General features: G+C 40.2%; 17 protein-coding genes. 7 read left to right on the top strand and 10 right to left on the bottom strand.

The features are described 5' to 3' along the window. Window positions 1-181: 181 nt before the first annotated feature. The 3 genes from AC623_RS04090 to AC623_RS04080 all read right to left on the bottom strand — a co-directional run bounded on the left by AC623_RS04090 (window position 182) and on the right by AC623_RS04080 (window position 3,174). Window positions 182-466 (bottom strand): hypothetical protein, encoded by a 285-nt coding sequence (locus AC623_RS04090; RefSeq protein WP_049660811.1) that lies wholly within the window; start codon window positions 464-466, stop codon window positions 182-184. A 184-nt stretch (window positions 467-650) separates the two neighbouring features. Beyond that, entirely contained in the window at window positions 651-1,781 is a 1,131-nt protein-coding gene (locus AC623_RS04085; protein ID WP_049660810.1) for a serine hydrolase domain-containing protein, read from the bottom strand. Window positions 1,782-1,962: 181 nt separating this feature from the next. Then, the gene (locus AC623_RS04080; RefSeq protein WP_082174319.1) at window positions 1,963-3,174 is read right to left on the bottom strand and encodes a sensor histidine kinase; all 1,212 of its coding nucleotides are present in this window, start codon (window positions 3,172-3,174) and stop codon (window positions 1,963-1,965) included. 174 nt (window positions 3,175-3,348) lie between these two features. Between AC623_RS04080 and AC623_RS04075 the strand changes: the two genes are divergently transcribed. Together AC623_RS04075 and AC623_RS04070 are read left to right on the top strand one after the other, a co-directional pair. Further along, window positions 3,349-3,765 (top strand): hypothetical protein, encoded by a 417-nt coding sequence (locus AC623_RS04075; protein WP_049660805.1) that lies wholly within the window; start codon window positions 3,349-3,351, stop codon window positions 3,763-3,765. 33 nt (window positions 3,766-3,798) lie between these two features. Further along, the gene (locus AC623_RS04070) at window positions 3,799-4,629 is read left to right on the top strand and encodes a CPBP family intramembrane glutamic endopeptidase (RefSeq protein WP_049660803.1); all 831 of its coding nucleotides are present in this window, start codon (window positions 3,799-3,801) and stop codon (window positions 4,627-4,629) included. A gap of 58 nt (window positions 4,630-4,687) precedes the next feature. Here the strand turns inward: AC623_RS04070 and AC623_RS04065 are convergent, their stop codons facing one another. The 3 genes from AC623_RS04065 to AC623_RS04055 all read right to left on the bottom strand — a co-directional run bounded on the left by AC623_RS04065 (window position 4,688) and on the right by AC623_RS04055 (window position 6,899). Further along, complete coding sequence (locus AC623_RS04065; protein WP_049660801.1) at window positions 4,688-5,341, bottom strand: response regulator transcription factor; 654 nt, start codon at window positions 5,339-5,341, stop codon at window positions 4,688-4,690. Then, entirely contained in the window at window positions 5,338-6,522 is a 1,185-nt protein-coding gene (locus AC623_RS04060; RefSeq protein ID WP_049660799.1) for a sensor histidine kinase, read from the bottom strand. Before AC623_RS04060 ends, AC623_RS04065 begins: the two co-directional genes overlap by 4 nt. A gap of 185 nt (window positions 6,523-6,707) precedes the next feature. Next, window positions 6,708-6,899 (bottom strand): YbxH family protein, encoded by a 192-nt coding sequence (locus AC623_RS04055; RefSeq protein ID WP_049660798.1) that lies wholly within the window; start codon window positions 6,897-6,899, stop codon window positions 6,708-6,710. A gap of 115 nt (window positions 6,900-7,014) precedes the next feature. Here AC623_RS04055 and AC623_RS04050 point away from each other — a divergent pair, with 115 nt between their 5' ends. Together AC623_RS04050 and AC623_RS04045 are read left to right on the top strand one after the other, a co-directional pair. Beyond that, window positions 7,015-7,260 carry an alpha/beta-type small acid-soluble spore protein gene (locus AC623_RS04050; RefSeq protein WP_049660796.1) on the top strand — a complete coding sequence of 82 codons (246 nt, stop codon included), beginning with the start codon at window positions 7,015-7,017 and terminating at the stop codon, window positions 7,258-7,260. An 18-nt stretch (window positions 7,261-7,278) separates the two neighbouring features. Next, window positions 7,279-7,458, top strand: a complete 180-nt coding sequence (locus AC623_RS04045) for an H-type small acid-soluble spore protein (RefSeq protein ID WP_049660795.1) — start codon at window positions 7,279-7,281, stop codon at window positions 7,456-7,458. Between the two features lie 48 nt (window positions 7,459-7,506). Here AC623_RS04045 and AC623_RS04040 read toward each other — a convergent pair whose 3' ends face one another. Continuing rightward, complete coding sequence (locus AC623_RS04040; RefSeq protein WP_049660793.1) at window positions 7,507-9,900, bottom strand: immune inhibitor A domain-containing protein; 2,394 nt, start codon at window positions 9,898-9,900, stop codon at window positions 7,507-7,509. A gap of 328 nt (window positions 9,901-10,228) precedes the next feature. On the opposite strand from AC623_RS04040, the gene AC623_RS04035 reads away from it, so the two are divergent. After that, entirely contained in the window at window positions 10,229-10,432 is a 204-nt protein-coding gene (locus AC623_RS04035; protein ID WP_049660791.1) for a hypothetical protein, read from the top strand. Between the two features lie 313 nt (window positions 10,433-10,745). Here the strand turns inward: AC623_RS04035 and AC623_RS21705 are convergent, their stop codons facing one another. Further along, window positions 10,746-10,901, bottom strand: a complete 156-nt coding sequence (locus tag AC623_RS21705) for an Ig-like domain-containing protein (protein WP_269429934.1) — start codon at window positions 10,899-10,901, stop codon at window positions 10,746-10,748. A 128-nt stretch (window positions 10,902-11,029) separates the two neighbouring features. Here AC623_RS21705 and guaD point away from each other — a divergent pair, with 128 nt between their 5' ends. Continuing rightward, complete coding sequence (guaD, locus tag AC623_RS04030; protein WP_049660790.1) at window positions 11,030-12,400, top strand: guanine deaminase; 1,371 nt, start codon at window positions 11,030-11,032, stop codon at window positions 12,398-12,400. A 145-nt stretch (window positions 12,401-12,545) separates the two neighbouring features. Here guaD and AC623_RS04025 read toward each other — a convergent pair whose 3' ends face one another. Both AC623_RS04025 and AC623_RS04020 read right to left on the bottom strand, forming a co-directional pair. Further along, complete coding sequence (locus tag AC623_RS04025; RefSeq protein WP_049666221.1) at window positions 12,546-13,034, bottom strand: hypothetical protein; 489 nt, start codon at window positions 13,032-13,034, stop codon at window positions 12,546-12,548. Between the two features lie 141 nt (window positions 13,035-13,175). Then, window positions 13,176-14,390: a metallophosphoesterase family protein gene (locus AC623_RS04020; RefSeq protein ID WP_049660789.1), complete on the bottom strand. Its 1,215-nt coding sequence runs from the start codon at window positions 14,388-14,390 to the stop codon at window positions 13,176-13,178. 349 nt (window positions 14,391-14,739) lie between these two features. Here AC623_RS04020 and AC623_RS04015 point away from each other — a divergent pair, with 349 nt between their 5' ends. Next, window positions 14,740-15,543 (top strand): DeoR/GlpR family DNA-binding transcription regulator, encoded by an 804-nt coding sequence (locus AC623_RS04015; protein WP_053104066.1) that lies wholly within the window; start codon window positions 14,740-14,742, stop codon window positions 15,541-15,543. Window positions 15,544-15,710: the final 167 nt, after the last annotated feature.

The raw sequence follows: 15,710 nt of genomic DNA, 5'->3' as shown, positions 1-15,710 counted from the left end.
ACAAAATAAGCAGAAAGAGGTCTGTAAAGCCCATCTTCCCCGACACCTTTCTGCTTTCTTCTCATACACCATATACATCCAGAGAAATATCCTTTATTTACTCTCTTAATGGAGAAAAAGTCTCCCTACTCGGTGGGTGCAACAGTAAATACATTTATATCTTTTTACAACTAAAATCGGATTACCAGAGGAAAAAGGGAAGTAAAACAAGACCAGTAATGGCGCCTAATGCGATTCCGTAGCCGAACCCCGCTCCAAATCCATAGCCTCCATAACCATAACCATAACCATAACCTCCATAACCATAGCCCCCTAAGTTGCGCGTACCACGAATAGGCCGGATAAATACTTTTTGATTATTCGCATATTGAATAATCCCTCTATGCACTCTTCCGTCGCGCGTTCTAATCTCAACAGCTTTGCCTCTATAACGTTGACAAAGTCCATGGTAACGTTGTATTGACATTTTCTCACCCCCATATTCTAGTGCGCTATATGGTAGTATATGTCTTGCGCCAGCCATTGTAATGGACAAACATAATAGGATATATGTGGAAAAATGGTTTAACCAAAAAATCCTTGTCTATTCTTGATAAACGACTTAATAAAAAGGCAGAAAATCAGTAGAACGATTTTCTGCTTTCTACGTTTTAATTTAAGGAATGAATAAACCAAAACCTCTTATTAAAAATAATGGAGGCTATTTCATTGCTGGGCTTAGCATAATTCCATGCTTCCCCGTCATTGCTAAAGAAAAGGATCGTTAACTCTTTATCTGGATAATGGATTAACCCGCTCCGCAAGCCTGGCATTGAGCCGCCGTGTGCAATTTGTCTTTCATTGAAAGAATAAAAGTTATTTGTGCTGTACCAGCCACAGCCATAATAGACTCCCATCAAACTAACCTTAATCGTCTGTGAAGTCATTTTATGTTTTTGTTTTTCTCCAAGCAATTGATTGCGGTCGAGTGCCTGAACAAATTTGGCGATGTCTTCTTTTGTTGATGCAATATTCCCGTTTGCAAAGCCTAGCGAGGGATGAAGATTCTCCACATACTTTCCACCTTCATATCCTTTCACTTTTAATGTAGTTTGATTTTCTTCATTCATGACAAACGTGTTTTTCATGTTAGCCTTATTAAAGATATTCTTTTGTACGTAGGATTGATACGTTTCTCCAGATACTTTTTCAATGATTTTCCCGAGCAAATAGTAGTCTGAGCTGATGTAGGCATATTTTTCTCCCGGCTTAGACAGCAGCTCCTCATCTTTAAAACTAGCTATAACCTGTTCATCCGAATGCGCTTTTGTGTAATTTTTTCTTATTTCCTTACTTTCATAAATATCAGCCAATCCCGAACTATGATTCAGTAACTGGTGAATTGTAATGTTTTCACCATTAGGGAAATCAGGAAAATAACTAGATAATGTGTCCGTTGCAGAGAGCTTTTCCTGTTCCTCAAGCTGCATAATGGCCGTTGCAGTGATGGGCTTTGTAATAGAGCCGATCGGAAATAACGTATCGTTTGAAAATGGCGTTTTATTTTCTCGATCTGCCAATCCATATGATTTATCTATTAACACTTTTCCCTTATAAAGAACTAGAACAGAGCCATTAAACCCTTCCTCTTTCGCAAAATCATTCATATATTGATGGACCCTTTCCTCGTTGCTCCCTGTTAATTTGGAATGAGACGTGCTTCCAAATGCATAAGCCGCCGGAACAGATAACAATCCAATAGTCAAAATACCTATTCCCATGCTTTTTAATAGCTTTTTCATTTTGATTCCTCCCATGCTTTTCATAACTCCATTATTCAAAACAAAAGTCATATAAATAAGTGAATAAAGGCTAAAATTAGCGTTAGAAAAGTCATGTTTCTCTCTTTAAATCCCGGTTACGGCTGCTTTCATTTAACGAATTTAGACAAATGAAAAACGGGCACCGTATTACAGTACCCGTTCATTTAGTAAAAAGGTTCGCTGCCGCTTTTTCCTTCTGCAGCGGAATGACACATGTAATTCTAGTGCCTTGCCCTTTTTTCGATTCTATCTGTAAGGTTCCCCCGACCGTGATCATTCTGTCTTTCATAGAACGCAGCCCAAATCCGGGAGCAAGCTCATCGAATCCTATTCCATTGTCCTTTACCTCCAAGATCGTCTGTTCGTTCGCATGCTCCAGCCGAACCGTGACGTCCGTTGCCTGGCCGTGTCTCTTTGCGTTCGTTAACGATTCTTGAAGACAGCGGATAAACGTTGATTTCGCTAACTCTCCTGCGTCTCTTTCTATCCCCTCTATCCCAAAATTCACTTTTGTCCCTGTATGTTTTATAAATTCTTCAATGAGTTGGCGGCATCGTGTGTTCAAAGGTGCATTTTCTTCCGCGAGTGATAACTCATAAATAGAATTTCTCACGTCCTCAAGTCCCGACCTTGCGAGAGCAGTGATGTCCTCAATGTACATTTTTGCTTCCTGTCGATTGGCTTTAATGAGAAAAGGCAAGGCATCAAGGCTAGTAATTACTGAGGTGAAAATGTGCCCAACTGTATCGTGCAAATCTTGAGATACACGGTGGCGCTCCTCTATGATCGTTAGTTCTTCTATTTTCTTTGCGTATTGCTTTATTATCATATTTTTTTCTTCCATTGATTCAATCAATTCTTTTCTATGTAAACTAGTGATGGCGATTCTCCCTAACACGAAGCCAAATACATAAAATATAAACGTATCCGCCAATTCAATGATCACATCTAGATTCTGATAGAATTGCCCCATTACCGTTCCTGTTAGCAAAATGGCGAAAGCGATGAAAGGAGAAAGCCAGATAAAAGGAGCTGACTGACTAACAAATGCGATCGTTACTAGCGGGAAAATCATAATCTCAAAAACGTCTAGTCCTACTTCTTTAAATTCCAGCACCATAAAGAAAAACATACTTCCCGATAATAAAAACTCTAAAGCAATATATTTTTCAAACTTCATGTAACCAGGCCGGTAAAAGAAATAAGGCACTGTAAACATACATACAAACGCTAGCATCAGCACAGCTTTGTGGAGCATATCTGAATAGAGCAACATGACGTTATATCCGATAAAAGCCATCCAAACAGCTCGAATGATAAATAAGAATGTATCCAACCAATGCCATGTTCTTTTCTTTAGGACGATCATCATATCCCCCCTCTTCCTTCATCACATCCTCATTTATTATCCTCTTAGAAAAATCCGGTGATCTATATCTAATGTATACCGCCACTGCCTGTCACAAGGATTTTTAGCTGAAAGTCACTTATCTATATGACTTCTTCTCGATATATTGATAGCAACACGATAGAGGAGTTGAGAGAAATGTGGATGAAAAAAAGTTTTGTGATCATTAGTATTGCTTTGAGTGTGCTGCTGTCAGGTTGCTCAGCCGAAACAAATCTTTCTCCAGCTGCCGATCAGTTGGATGCAGCTTTAGAGCAGTTAATAGACCAAATGGAACAGCTTGAAGAAAAGGAATCCCTAACTGAAAATGATCAGAAGATCATTTTTGCCGAATTAAATCACTTCCAAGAAGCCATTACAGACTTCGAGAAAACGAAGGCTCCTTTTTTCCTTCGTAAAATTCAAAAGTTAACGATCGAAGAACTTCAAAAAAGAGAGCAAGTTCTTTTGATCATTAAACAAAAAGCCAAAAAAGGAACAGCCACACAAGAGGATGTACGAATTATTCAAAACACTCTTTCGGACGATTTCAAAATTAGCCTATTCGATAAATAGGCTTTATCAAAAAAGAGACTAGGAGAATGACCAATGAAAAAAGGATTACTTGTTTTCTCAAAAGCCTTATTCGTACTTTTGGCAGCTATTGCGGCTGGAGAACTTCTCTCTATGCTTTTTCTCCCTTTTAAAGCGATCAAAGAAGTACAAATAATGGTAAAATTTTTATTTGACGCCTGTATGGCGCTTATCCCTATAGGGCTATATATAAGATTCTTCAAAAAAGATGGCTGGGAATTAGGTTTTCATCACTCTCATAAACTTATGCAACTGGGAGCAGGCTCTCTGTTGGGTATGGCCTTTATGGTTAGTTCAGTTAGTCTGGTCCTCTTATTAGGCGGAGTAGAGTTTAGGGGCTTAACATCGGATTTTACTCTAACTGGTTTTATGTTACTGCTAGCCGCTTCTTTATCAGTCTCAATGGGAGAAGAGACACTTTTTCGCGGAGCGATTCAAGGGTTATTTAAACAGGCATATGGCCCCTGGATCGGAATTTTATGCTCTTCCACCATATTTTTTATCCTTCACAGCGGCAATCCAGGAATGTTTAACTCTTTTCTGCCACCGCTTAATCTCTTCTTCGGAGGCCTGATTCTTGGAATGCTCCGTGAAAAGACCAGTTCACTTTGGCTGCCGATCGGCTTTCATTGGACGTGGAATTTGTGTCAGGAATTAAGCGGTTTTTCCGTATCGGGGTTTGCCGCTAAACACGCATTGCTTTCCATGCAGCTTGTTCCTGGCAAAGAGCTGCTAAATGGCGGCAGCTTTGGGTTGGAAGGCAGTATCGTCAATTTATTATTGATCTTCCTCATTTGTTTGTTTACAGCCATTCATTTACGAAAGAAAAAAACATATAGCTTTTAACAAGCTGAAAAGGCCGGTCCATGATCCTATGTGTGAGGTGGAGCCGGCTTTTTGTCTGTTACTTTTCACGTATTAAACTTTCCTCCATAGCTTTCATAATGGCAGAGGGGCGATTTTTAACGTTTAGCTTTGAATAGATAGTAGAAATATAATTCTTAACCGTTCCTAAGGATAAAAACATTAACTCAGAGATCGCTTTGTTTGACAGCCCTTGGGACAAGTACTTCAACACTTTTAATTCTTGGTTATTTAAATCATATGGGTTAGCTTGCTGTTCGTTAGACTCGGCTGTTGGAGTGCCAATATTCTGGAACATTTCTTTTGCAAGATGCTGTGGCACTAATGAACCACCGTGAAACACTAATTCAATGCCTTTCACTAGAAATTCCGGATCCACCGCTTTTAGAATATATCCTTCTGCTCCGGCATTTAAAGCATTTCTAACGTGAGTGATATCTTCAAAAGTAGTCAGGATAATTACTTTCACTTCTGGCCAGCGCTCTTTCATTTCCTTTGTTGCCTGTACACCGTCCATGACCGGCATTTGAATATCCATTAAGACAATATCCGGGGGATTTTCTTCACAAAGCCGAATCGCTTTCGCCCCATTTTCCGCGAGACCTGTCACTTTGATATCTGAAATGCTTTCTAATACAATTCGTAAGCTCTTTCGAATAAGCTCCTGATCTTCTACAATAACCGCGCTGATCATAGGCTAATCTCTTCCTCCCTTCCAATAGGGATTAGACAAACGACACTAGTCCCCTCTCCCTCATTTGATTCAATGTGTAACGTACCTCGTAATAGATCGACTCTCTCTTTCATCGTATGAGGGCCGAAGTCTGGTGCTATCATGCTTCGTCCTATCCCATTATCTTTTATCTGCATAGTCAAATGCGTTGGAGTAAAAGAGAGGTCAATATTCACCCGAACTGCATGGCTATTCCTTTTTGCATGAGTTAAGGATTCTTGCAAACACCGGATAAGTGTCAGCTTGATTCGCTCCCCCACTTCTCTCTCTATGCCTTTTATCTCAAGATGAACATCCGTATCGGTATGCTTTTTAAATTCCTCTATTATTTCTTCGAAGGCAGCAGATAAAGTTTTAATTTCTTCTTTTGGCGATAGCTGATGGATGGTTTTCCTCACATCATGTAATCCTTGCCGAGTTAAAGTAGAAATTTCTTTCATCTTCTCCTCTGCCTCTGAATCTTTATGAGCATCAAGCAAGAAAGGGAGAGATTCCAGATCTGTTACCATCGAAGTAAAAATACGGTTAACCGTGTTGTGCAGATTCTCTGAGACGCGGTTTCTTTCTGCAATAATTGTCAGTTCTTCAATTCGTTTTGAATATTGCTCCAAGGAGGCACTTTTCTCCTGAATGGCTTCCATTAATTCCTTCCTCGTATGATTGATAAAGGTGACCCTTCCTAAAGAAAAACCCAGTCCATAAAAAATCGCTAAAGTTAAAACAAACGTTAAAGAGCCCTCTGCAAAACCTTTACCAGTAAATAGGATTCCGACAGTAAAAATACTCGCTGTGATAAGCGGGCCAATCCACAGCAATGGCCTGGCCTGGCACATATATGCTATGGTAATCAACGGAAAGCACATGAATCCATTGATAGCAGGTAAATGAAATTGGCTCATCATAAATAAATACAAGCCGCCGGTTAATAGTGTTTCTGCTAATAAATAGTAGTAAGAATTTATGTATCCGGGCCTGTAAAAAATATAAGGTATGATATAAACCCCAATAAACCAAATAAAAATAAATAGTTGTTTTGAATCATCCGTAAATAACTCTAAAAACGCGTTGCAGTTAAAAATAACCCATAACGTTCGTACACAAAATAGAAAGGTATCCAGCCAACTCCAGCTTCTTTTAATCAATTATCCACCTTCCTTCCATTCTGCTGTAGATAAGTATTATTATCCTACTACCAAAATCTTACGGTCAATATAATTTTTTCTAGAGACTCTTCTTTAAAAAATTAAAAAGCCATAAATTAGAGAGGAAATGAAGAAACGTAAAATCTGTGAGTAAAAAATAGCAGGATAGGGGCATCCTGCTATTTCTAAATATGATGTTGTTTACAATAATGATTCACCAATTCCTCAACCTGATCATGCTCAGCAAATTCTCCCGAAAACTCAAACTTGATCTCCTCTATAAATTCACCTTCCCGATAAACGTGGATAGCTCCGTTCTGTTTAATTACACTGTATTCCGGCACAAACCGATAGCTGTTGCGTTCAATGGCTCCCATGCTCGCACCTCCTTTTCGTTTTTCATTAGTATGACCCTGAAGCCCCACACTAGCCCATACAAAATGAGTTTCTTGGGCATATTAATCGTGAAACACACGCAAAGGAGAAGAAAATATGACGAGAAGAAATAAAATTTTAGTCCCGGAAGCACGCCAAGAACTGGACAAGCTGAAGGCGGAAGTGGCCCACACTAACGATCCGTCTGCAGCCAAATTTGAAGCCGCAAAGGAAATCGGCATTCCACTGAAAAAAGGATACAATGGCAATTTAACATCAGAGGAAGCTGGCAAGATTGGCGGCCGCCTAGGAGGCTCTATGGTCCGGGAACTAATTAACATGGCAAAGAAAAACCTGGATTAACCGATATGAGGTGAAGAAATGAAGATGGAACGTGTGCTTGAAATCCTGCAATCAGAAAAGGACATCCCTGTTCATTACAAAGGTGTCCCTATCTGGATTGAGGGCATTGACAAAAATTCATGCTTGGCCACTATCCAAGCGAGAGGAACCCATGACGAAAGCCGGGTTGTCTCCATTGATGGGCTGGAGGAAAGATAACAGTTCATCGATAAAAAACGGGCTGCTATCTTTGCAGCCCGCTATAGTTTATTTGTGAATCCAGATAGCGCCAGCCGAGTTGTCGTTCGCTTCACCAATGACCTCGAATTTCAAGCCATGGTTTGGTACACTGCGGCCCGCATCAGGAATCAACAAATTCATATACGTTTTAGAATCGTCAAATGCGGTAACCCCGCTTAATCCTTCGTATTCATATAGTCCGCGTGTTGGAGAATCAATGGACCAGCTCGGCGCTGTATCTAAGCTGAAGGCAGCATCTGCCACTTGGTAGCGCGTACTTTGATTAATGCTAGGTTTTCCATTTAACGTACCCACGATGGCTTCAGGATGAGAATCTACTATTCCTAAGAAGCCTTCCCCTGGATGAATGCCCGTCCAGTTATCCATATGGCTTTCATCGCCATACCACACAACTAGCCCTGTATTATAAGTTACTCCCCGGGAATGCATCAGCGCTTTATCAGATCCGGCGTAGTTTCTCCACTCTAAATAATAATAGTTGTCCTTTTTAAATGTTCCGTTCGACACTTCAAAGCCATCCGTTGTGAATTTAGGCGCACCTTCAGCATCATCTTCAAAAATCACCTTTCCATCCACCGTCAGCTTGGCATTATCAAGAGCAAATCCGTCAAGAGACAGCCCGCCATCAGTCACGTACTCAAACACAAGCTTTACTTTTTTGCCGGTGAAGGCGCTTAGATCATAAGACTTGTCCACCCATTGCCCTTTGGAAGACTCCGCACGCGTATCGCCGTCGGTATCTTCATCACCGATTGTATCAATGGTTACTTCTTGCCCGTCACTCGTAACGGCCTTCACATATAAAAAGTCATAATCATATTCAATGTCATAATAAGCTTTATAATCAAACATCGCCGTTTTGGCAGCTGTTAAATCAAATTCTGGTGATAGTAAAGTTGTATAGAGGTCGTCCCCTTTCGTGCTATAGTAATATTTTTCACCGAATTGCGGAGCAATGCCCTTAACCGTTTTTTGCGGTACATTCACTTTTACCGTACCTGGATTTTTCGACTTTGTTACGCTTTGATCCAACACAAAGGCCATCCCGTTCTTGTCTAAATCCTTGTAATCCACTTCAACCATATTGGTCCAGTTTCCACCCATTACTTTTTGGAAAAACTCTTTGTTTTGAGGAGAGAAACTCGTTGGCTCTGTGCCAGCAATCTTGCCATTCCAGCTGCCGCCGCTCATAATCGACCACGAAGCAATTGGTTCGCCATGACCTGTATATTGTGTATCATATTCATCTGGCAATCCTAAATCATGGCCAAATTCATGTGCGAATACGCCAACCGCTCCATCTTCAGGCTGGATTGTGTAGTCAAACGCTGCCATGTTGCCGCCCCAATAATCCACTTTTGCTTGTGAGCCCTGAACACGATAAACGCCATCCAACGTCCAGCGATGGGACCAAATCGCATCATCCCCAAGCTTGCCGCCGCCAGCTTCCTGGCCAGTTCCGGCGTGAATAATCATTAAATGATCAACAAGTCCATCCGGTTCATTTTGGTTGCCGTCCCCATCGAGATCATATTGATCAAATTGATCGTATTCGGATAAGTCAATCCCTGAAGCCACTGCTGCATTTAAGGCCTCTTTCACGAGGTCCCGAGGCCCCTTTGGATTCATATTATCGTGACCGCCGTTTGGATTGTCGTCTCCATATTCCTTTGCTGTACCAGGGAGCGTTAACCAATCAGACACCGTGCCATCTACCGTATAGCTGCCACCAGACTGTTCTTCGTAAAATTGTTTAAACGTCTTTACCTTATCTCCATTAAATAAAGTAAATTCCTGATCGCCAAACATTAATTTCTCATAATGCTCCTTGTTGAAATCGTTCGCATACATATAGTCCTCTTCCTGAATGACATTATTATGTTTGAAATCACTGAACTCCGTTAACAGAACCAATACTTTATCCTGACGAACATTCCCGCTATAGTTTGCCTGTTTAGCAAAATCAACTTTTACCGCACCGTTTGGTTTCCCTTTTTTAAAATTTTCATGACCTTTATTCAACTGCTTCGCCAATTTATCTTTTTGCTTTGTTAAAAAGTCCTTCGTTTTTTTATCAAACTCTCCCTGTTGCTCATCGGTATATTTTGGATGAACCCCAGGCTGTTTTTCACCTTTCTTTTTCTTAATATAGTTCTTTACTGCTTCTTGAATTTCTGCTGAAGAGGCATGTTTCGATAACAGCCCCCGGTCTTGCAAGCTCTTGGCGATTCTCTCTTCGTTAATGATCGTTAAATCAATAGCGGGAGACTCCATTGCCGCTGCCTTCGCAGTCACAGGATGAATGTTAACGCTTACAAAACTACTTGTAAAGATAGCTGACACTGCAATCGTACTGGCGGCCAAACCTGAAATAAACCTTGAATTCCGCTTCTTCCCCATGTTAACCCCCTATTAACCTATTATTTTGATACTCGAAACACTTTGATTATATATCTGTTAATATATGGTGTAAATGTATAAATAATGTTTTGGTGAAAAATGGTTAAATGTACATATACTAATAGACTGCCAGTTTAGTTTTATGGTTATTTATACTAGCTGCAGCATAAGCAAATAGGCTCTATGGCGGTTGTTTATAAATTAAGCAGAACAGGCAAACAGGGGGTGTGTGACATGATTTCAAATTGAAGAAAATTTATTCATATAGATAGTTTGAATAATTAATCCTATAATACATATCCTATTCCTGCTTAGGAGGTGAAACTTAATGACTAATCAAAGAAATAATCAAAGCCAGCAAAATGACAAAAGTGTCGCAGAGAGCATTAAGAACACAGCAGGCTCTGCATTTGAAACAATGCATAATGCTTTAGAAACAACTGAAAATGTTGCAATGAATGCTGTTGATGCAACTAAAAATGCCGCAAACAATTTAACAGGCAACACAAAAAACAATCAAAACAAACAATAATGAATGAAGATTAAACGCCATTTATTTGGCGTTTTTTCATTTTTGTATACACTCATTTCAAACACCAACAAATCAAATAACTCCTATTCAGGATAAATGAATACACTATATCTTCTTAACAGCGTTCTTCGACTAACCTGCTCCGTTAGCTCACTAAGAAATATACTTGTGTTTGTATGTAATTATATGTATAAATTCGGAACATCTTTATTTTAATAACCATGTTTTAGTTTCATTGTTTCAACAGCATTATTATTTTTTATATAAAAAGAGCATCTATACCTTTTATTTGGTATAGACGCTCTTTTTACTGTTATATAGGTCTCAACTTACTTTTACTCTTATTGCCAGCTTGATCTTGAACGTAAATTGTCAACGTTGATCCCTTCTTTTGTGCCTTAATTTTTACGTTGTAGTTTCCTTTTTTATCTATCGTTCCTTGTCCGAGCTTGTTCTTTCCATTGTAAATATAAACTGTTATTTAATAATATCCCTATAGGAATAAACACCTCCTTCGCTTTTTATCTAGACTCCTGCTTTTTTATCCCTTATAATCACTAGTATATTTCTAAAAAAACGAACATTAAGGTGAAAATCATGAAAAAATATATGGAAGTTTTCCAAGGCACTGCTTTTTCCAGTAAGTCTCCTAAAGAAGTTCAAATTTTAAAAGACCATCTTTTCTGTATTAACGATGAAGGGATCATCGAAAAAGTCGCAGCACCAACAAGCGCGGACTATTCGCTGTTGTTAGCAGCTTACGAAGGAGAGGAGAACTTTCATCGTTTAGCGGAAGGCCAGTATCTCTTACCCGGCTTTGTTGACTTACACGTTCATGCGCCGCAATGGGCTCAATCGGGAACAGCCTTAGACATTCCGCTCTATGATTGGTTAAACACGTATACCTTCCCCATTGAAGCTAAATTTTCAGATCTTGACTTTGCCAGAACGGTTTACAACGATGTAGTCAGCACCTTGCTTGCTCACGGAACGACGACAGCACTTTACTTTGCGACTGTGCACAAAGAGGCAAGTTTGCTGCTGGCTGAAATATGTGCCAAGAAAGGACAGCGCGGATTAGTTGGAAAGGTTGTAATGGATAACCCGGAACAAACTCCTTCCTATTACCGTGACGCCGATACGCAAACGGCGCTGGCCGATACAGAGGAATTTATTGTAGCAGTGAAAGAATTAGCGAAATCAACGAAACAAGGGGTCTACCCAGTCGTAACACCGCGCTTTATTCCAAGCTGTACCGATGACACGTTAAAGGGCTTAGGGGAATTGGCGGCCAAGTATGATACCCATGTGCAATCACACTGCAGTGAAAGCGACTGGGCACACAATTATGTAAAAGAACGATTCGGCAAACACGATGCTTTTGCATTGCATGACTTTGGCTTATTGCATGATAAATCGGTCATGGCCCACTGCAACTTTTTAGATGACAACGATGCCGAGCTATTTGCTGAAACCGGAACGGCGGTTGCTCACTGTCCAATATCCAATGCTTACTTTGCCAATAGCGTGATACCTATCGCTCACTTTCATTCTAAAGACGTTGAAATTGGGTTAGGGTCCGATATTTCCGGTGGTTTTTCACCTAGTCTCTTCGATAATGCCAGACAAGCTGTGATCTCATCTAGAATGTTAGAAGATGGGGTCAATCCCGCTCTTCCTGCCGAAGATCGCGGTGTCCCGCAATCACGCATCACTATCAATGAAGCCTTCTATTTGGCAACAGCTGGCGGCGGCGAAAGCTTAAGCTTGCCAATTGGCCGCCTGCAGGAAAATTTCGCATGGGACGTACAAATCATTGATACGAAAACGGCAGCTGCCAAACTGCCGATCTTTGAGGCAAATGAAGACTTGCATGACGTCTTTCAAAAAATAATGTATTTGGTCCGTCCGGAAAATATCCAGGAAGTTTGGGTTCAGGGGGAGAAAGTGCATTCACATCAGAAATAAGTTAATTTTCTTGCTATATGAGGAGGCCAACATCTTATGGTTGGCCTCCTGTTCAATTCTTATCATTCTTTCAATCATCTGCCGAAAAAAGGCTCTAATAAACGTCTGTCTTGTATTTTTATTGATGAATAAGTAAGGTCAAAGATTAAGCTTTTTGCTGCTTGGCCCTTCTGACCAATTTGCCGCCATCATAGAACCTGCCGTTTTCTACTACATACTCTTTAGCTTCAGCCGAAGAAGGGATTTTACCCACCGCTTTCCACGTATGAAAGTATGACTTTACATTTCCACTATAAAAAACCCAGCTAAAAAACCGTCTCGAAAAATTATGGAAGCCCTTTGTTCGAAAGCGGTTCATTAACTTAGGATCTTTCCATACAGTCATCGTTTGACCTACGCCGCCTTGCATCTGTCCTGTTAGTTCCGCGTAGAGGAGATTTTCATTTTTAACTAGAGCCTTCATAATAAACTGATTCAATATCCCATTGATCATTAACCGCGGAATATTAAAGTTTTCGCCCCTCGTAACAGATATAATGGCCCCCTTTGGCACCTCTATGTCTTTATTCCCTAATGTAAAGGTAGCGCCGTATTTATTGTTTGGATCTTCATGCTTTACCCATTCTCGTTTCATTTTTTCACCCCTAATAGTTCCTTGTAGTACAATACTACCAAAAAAATGAAAAATTCGTATAATTTTCTTAAAACTTTTAATGACCATTGAGCAACGAAAAAGAGGAAGTGAATCATCACTTCCCCTTGTACTGCTCCCTATTCATTTGCTTGTGACAGCTTTTGGCTTATCCTTTAATGGCAATGGATCAACACTTTGATCATTTGCTGTTAAATCAATGCCGTAATCTTTTGCAAAAACCATGTATGTATCGACAAGCACATCTTCTTTCTTTTCGTCTAAAGTGAACACTCTAGCGCCACGCAGTCTATTTCTTTCTGCTCCCGAAAGTCCGTAAGCACCGAACCCGCAATTGCCTCCATAGCCAAGCATTACCCCATAATAATTTCCCGCATATGTGTTGATATGGTCGTGTCCACAAAAGACGCCCTTCACATCACCACGGTGCAAAATGGCGGAAAACATGCCGCTATTGATTGGTCCTGGACATTCATCTTCATTTCTTTCCCCGGTGATGCTATGCTTTTTCACCGCAAGCGCATGCTTCGCTTCAGACATCTCCTCTTTACTGGCAAACCACATATACCGATGCTCCCATAAAGGAATATGCATGAACATCAAGGACGGCACTTTGCGATTAAATCGTTTTTCTAATTTCTTAGACGTTTCATAATACCAATTCACTTGATCAAAGCGCAGCCAATCCCAATCCGGATAGCCCTCGAAATTTTGTCCGGCAATTTCATCTGGAGCATATCTTCCGCTATCTAGTAACCATAAGTTAAAAGCAGGTGTCGTTCCCTTAGAATTATTAATCAATAAATGGGAATTTCCTGTTCCTGTTAACCCTTTTTCACTAGGCTCGTTCATATTGTGAGGGTATGACATATAAATCTTAAGCATCGCGGCCTCATCAAGCCCGTTTTTTGGAGTGGAATCTTCATCATGATTTCCAAATGTCACCGCCCAATGAATCTTTCTCTGTTCCATCGGCTGAGCAAGATTGTTAATTGCTTGTTTTACTTCCAAAGGCGTATCAGGCCCGCTTGCCAACATATCTCCATTGATCACTACAAAGTCAGGTTTTTCAGCGTCTAAGACTTTCTCCATTAACTGAAGGGTCCTGCGGTCAATCCGTTCATCGTCCTGCGGGTCATTAAACTGCACGATTTTAAATTTTCCGTCAGAATTAAATTTTAATTTAGCCGTTTGATGATCGTTAGCAAGGACTGTCGTGCTGCCAAATAAATCTCCAGGCAGTCCACTAGACGCAAGCGTTAAAGCAAGTGTACTCATTCCTCCAATTTTGATAAAACGTCTTCTGTCTAACCCTTTACTCATATCTTGATTACTCATTTAGAATACCTCCACCCATTTTTCCTAGCCATCCAATAAAGATGTGTTCTCCATCTTCCCGCTTTTGATCATAAACTGCCAATATTAGCAGAATATGAATTCGAGTCAAAAGATAAGTAAAGAAAACAAAAAGATCGAAGAAAACAAAGTTTCCCTAAATTCAGAACCGCAGCCTCCCTAAGAAGGAGGAATCATCGTTTTCATAGTCAAAAAGACAGACGAATCAGTGAATATCTCTTTTGTTTTACTAAATATTTTTGAAAAATTAACGTTATTGAAACCCTTTCTTTATAATCCATTTTTATAATGAAGGAACAACAAGAAAATGGTAGAAATGCGGGAGAGGAATATGAATAAGTCGGTAATGTCAGAAAGATATAAAGTCATTTTACGAGAATTGGATATGAAAACGAGAGTTAACGTCATCGACCTAGCTTTAAAATTAAATGTAACACCTGAAACGATTCGAAAAGATTTAAGCGCACTTGAAAAAGAAAAGAAATTGCGCAGAATTCACGGCGGTGCTGTTAAATATATAGGAGTAAGCAACGAGCCTGATTTCAATCACAAGGTTAGTCTCGCCCATCATCAAAAACAACTAATCGGAGAAGCGGCGGCCTCTTTTATCAAGGACGGTGAAACGATTGCGCTTGACGTCGGGTCTACTACCTTACAGATCGCCAATTCCATTAAGAACGTCCGACATGTTACCATTGTCACCAACTCTTTAGCGGCAGCCGTGACGTTAAATAATCGACTAGAAGCGAATCTGTTTAGCGGAAAAGTTATTGTCATTGGAGGAACATCGAACCCGCGGCAGCGTTCCATTAGCGGTTCCATCACCAATCAGCTGCTAGAACAATTCTATTTTGATAAAGCGTTCATTTCCTGCGGTGGAATAAGCCGGAACGGAATCTGTGATTTCGATGTGGACAAAGCAGCGGCCTCTTCGATTATGATTAAGAAGGCAAAGCAAGTAGTCGTTGTCGCCGATTCCTCTAAATTTAATCAGAGCGCCTTTTTTCATATGGATCGCTTATCATCCATTGATGTCGTGATTTCAGATCAGGACATGCCGATACAGTGGGCAAAGTATGCGAATATTGGAAAACTGGATTGGGTGAAGGCGGATGAAAGGATGTATGTTGATTGATGAGTTGCTGCCTCTTTTTTTAGTTATAAGATAGAAGGCTAAAATAAAAAAACAGTCCTTGAGGTCAAGGGCTGTTAGGTATGATTCTGACTGAGTTTAGGCTAGTGACCTTTGCCATTTCAATCTTGTAAAGTCAAATCAAATAAATTCAACTCGGAAAGTAAAGA

The sequence above is a fragment of the Bacillus sp. FJAT-27231 genome (assembly GCF_001183975.1).
GTDB lineage: Bacteria > Bacillota > Bacilli > Bacillales > Domibacillaceae > Pseudobacillus > Pseudobacillus wudalianchiensis.
The sequence above is the reverse complement of the archived record's forward strand: the minus strand, read 5'-3'. Positions and strand labels throughout refer to the sequence as shown.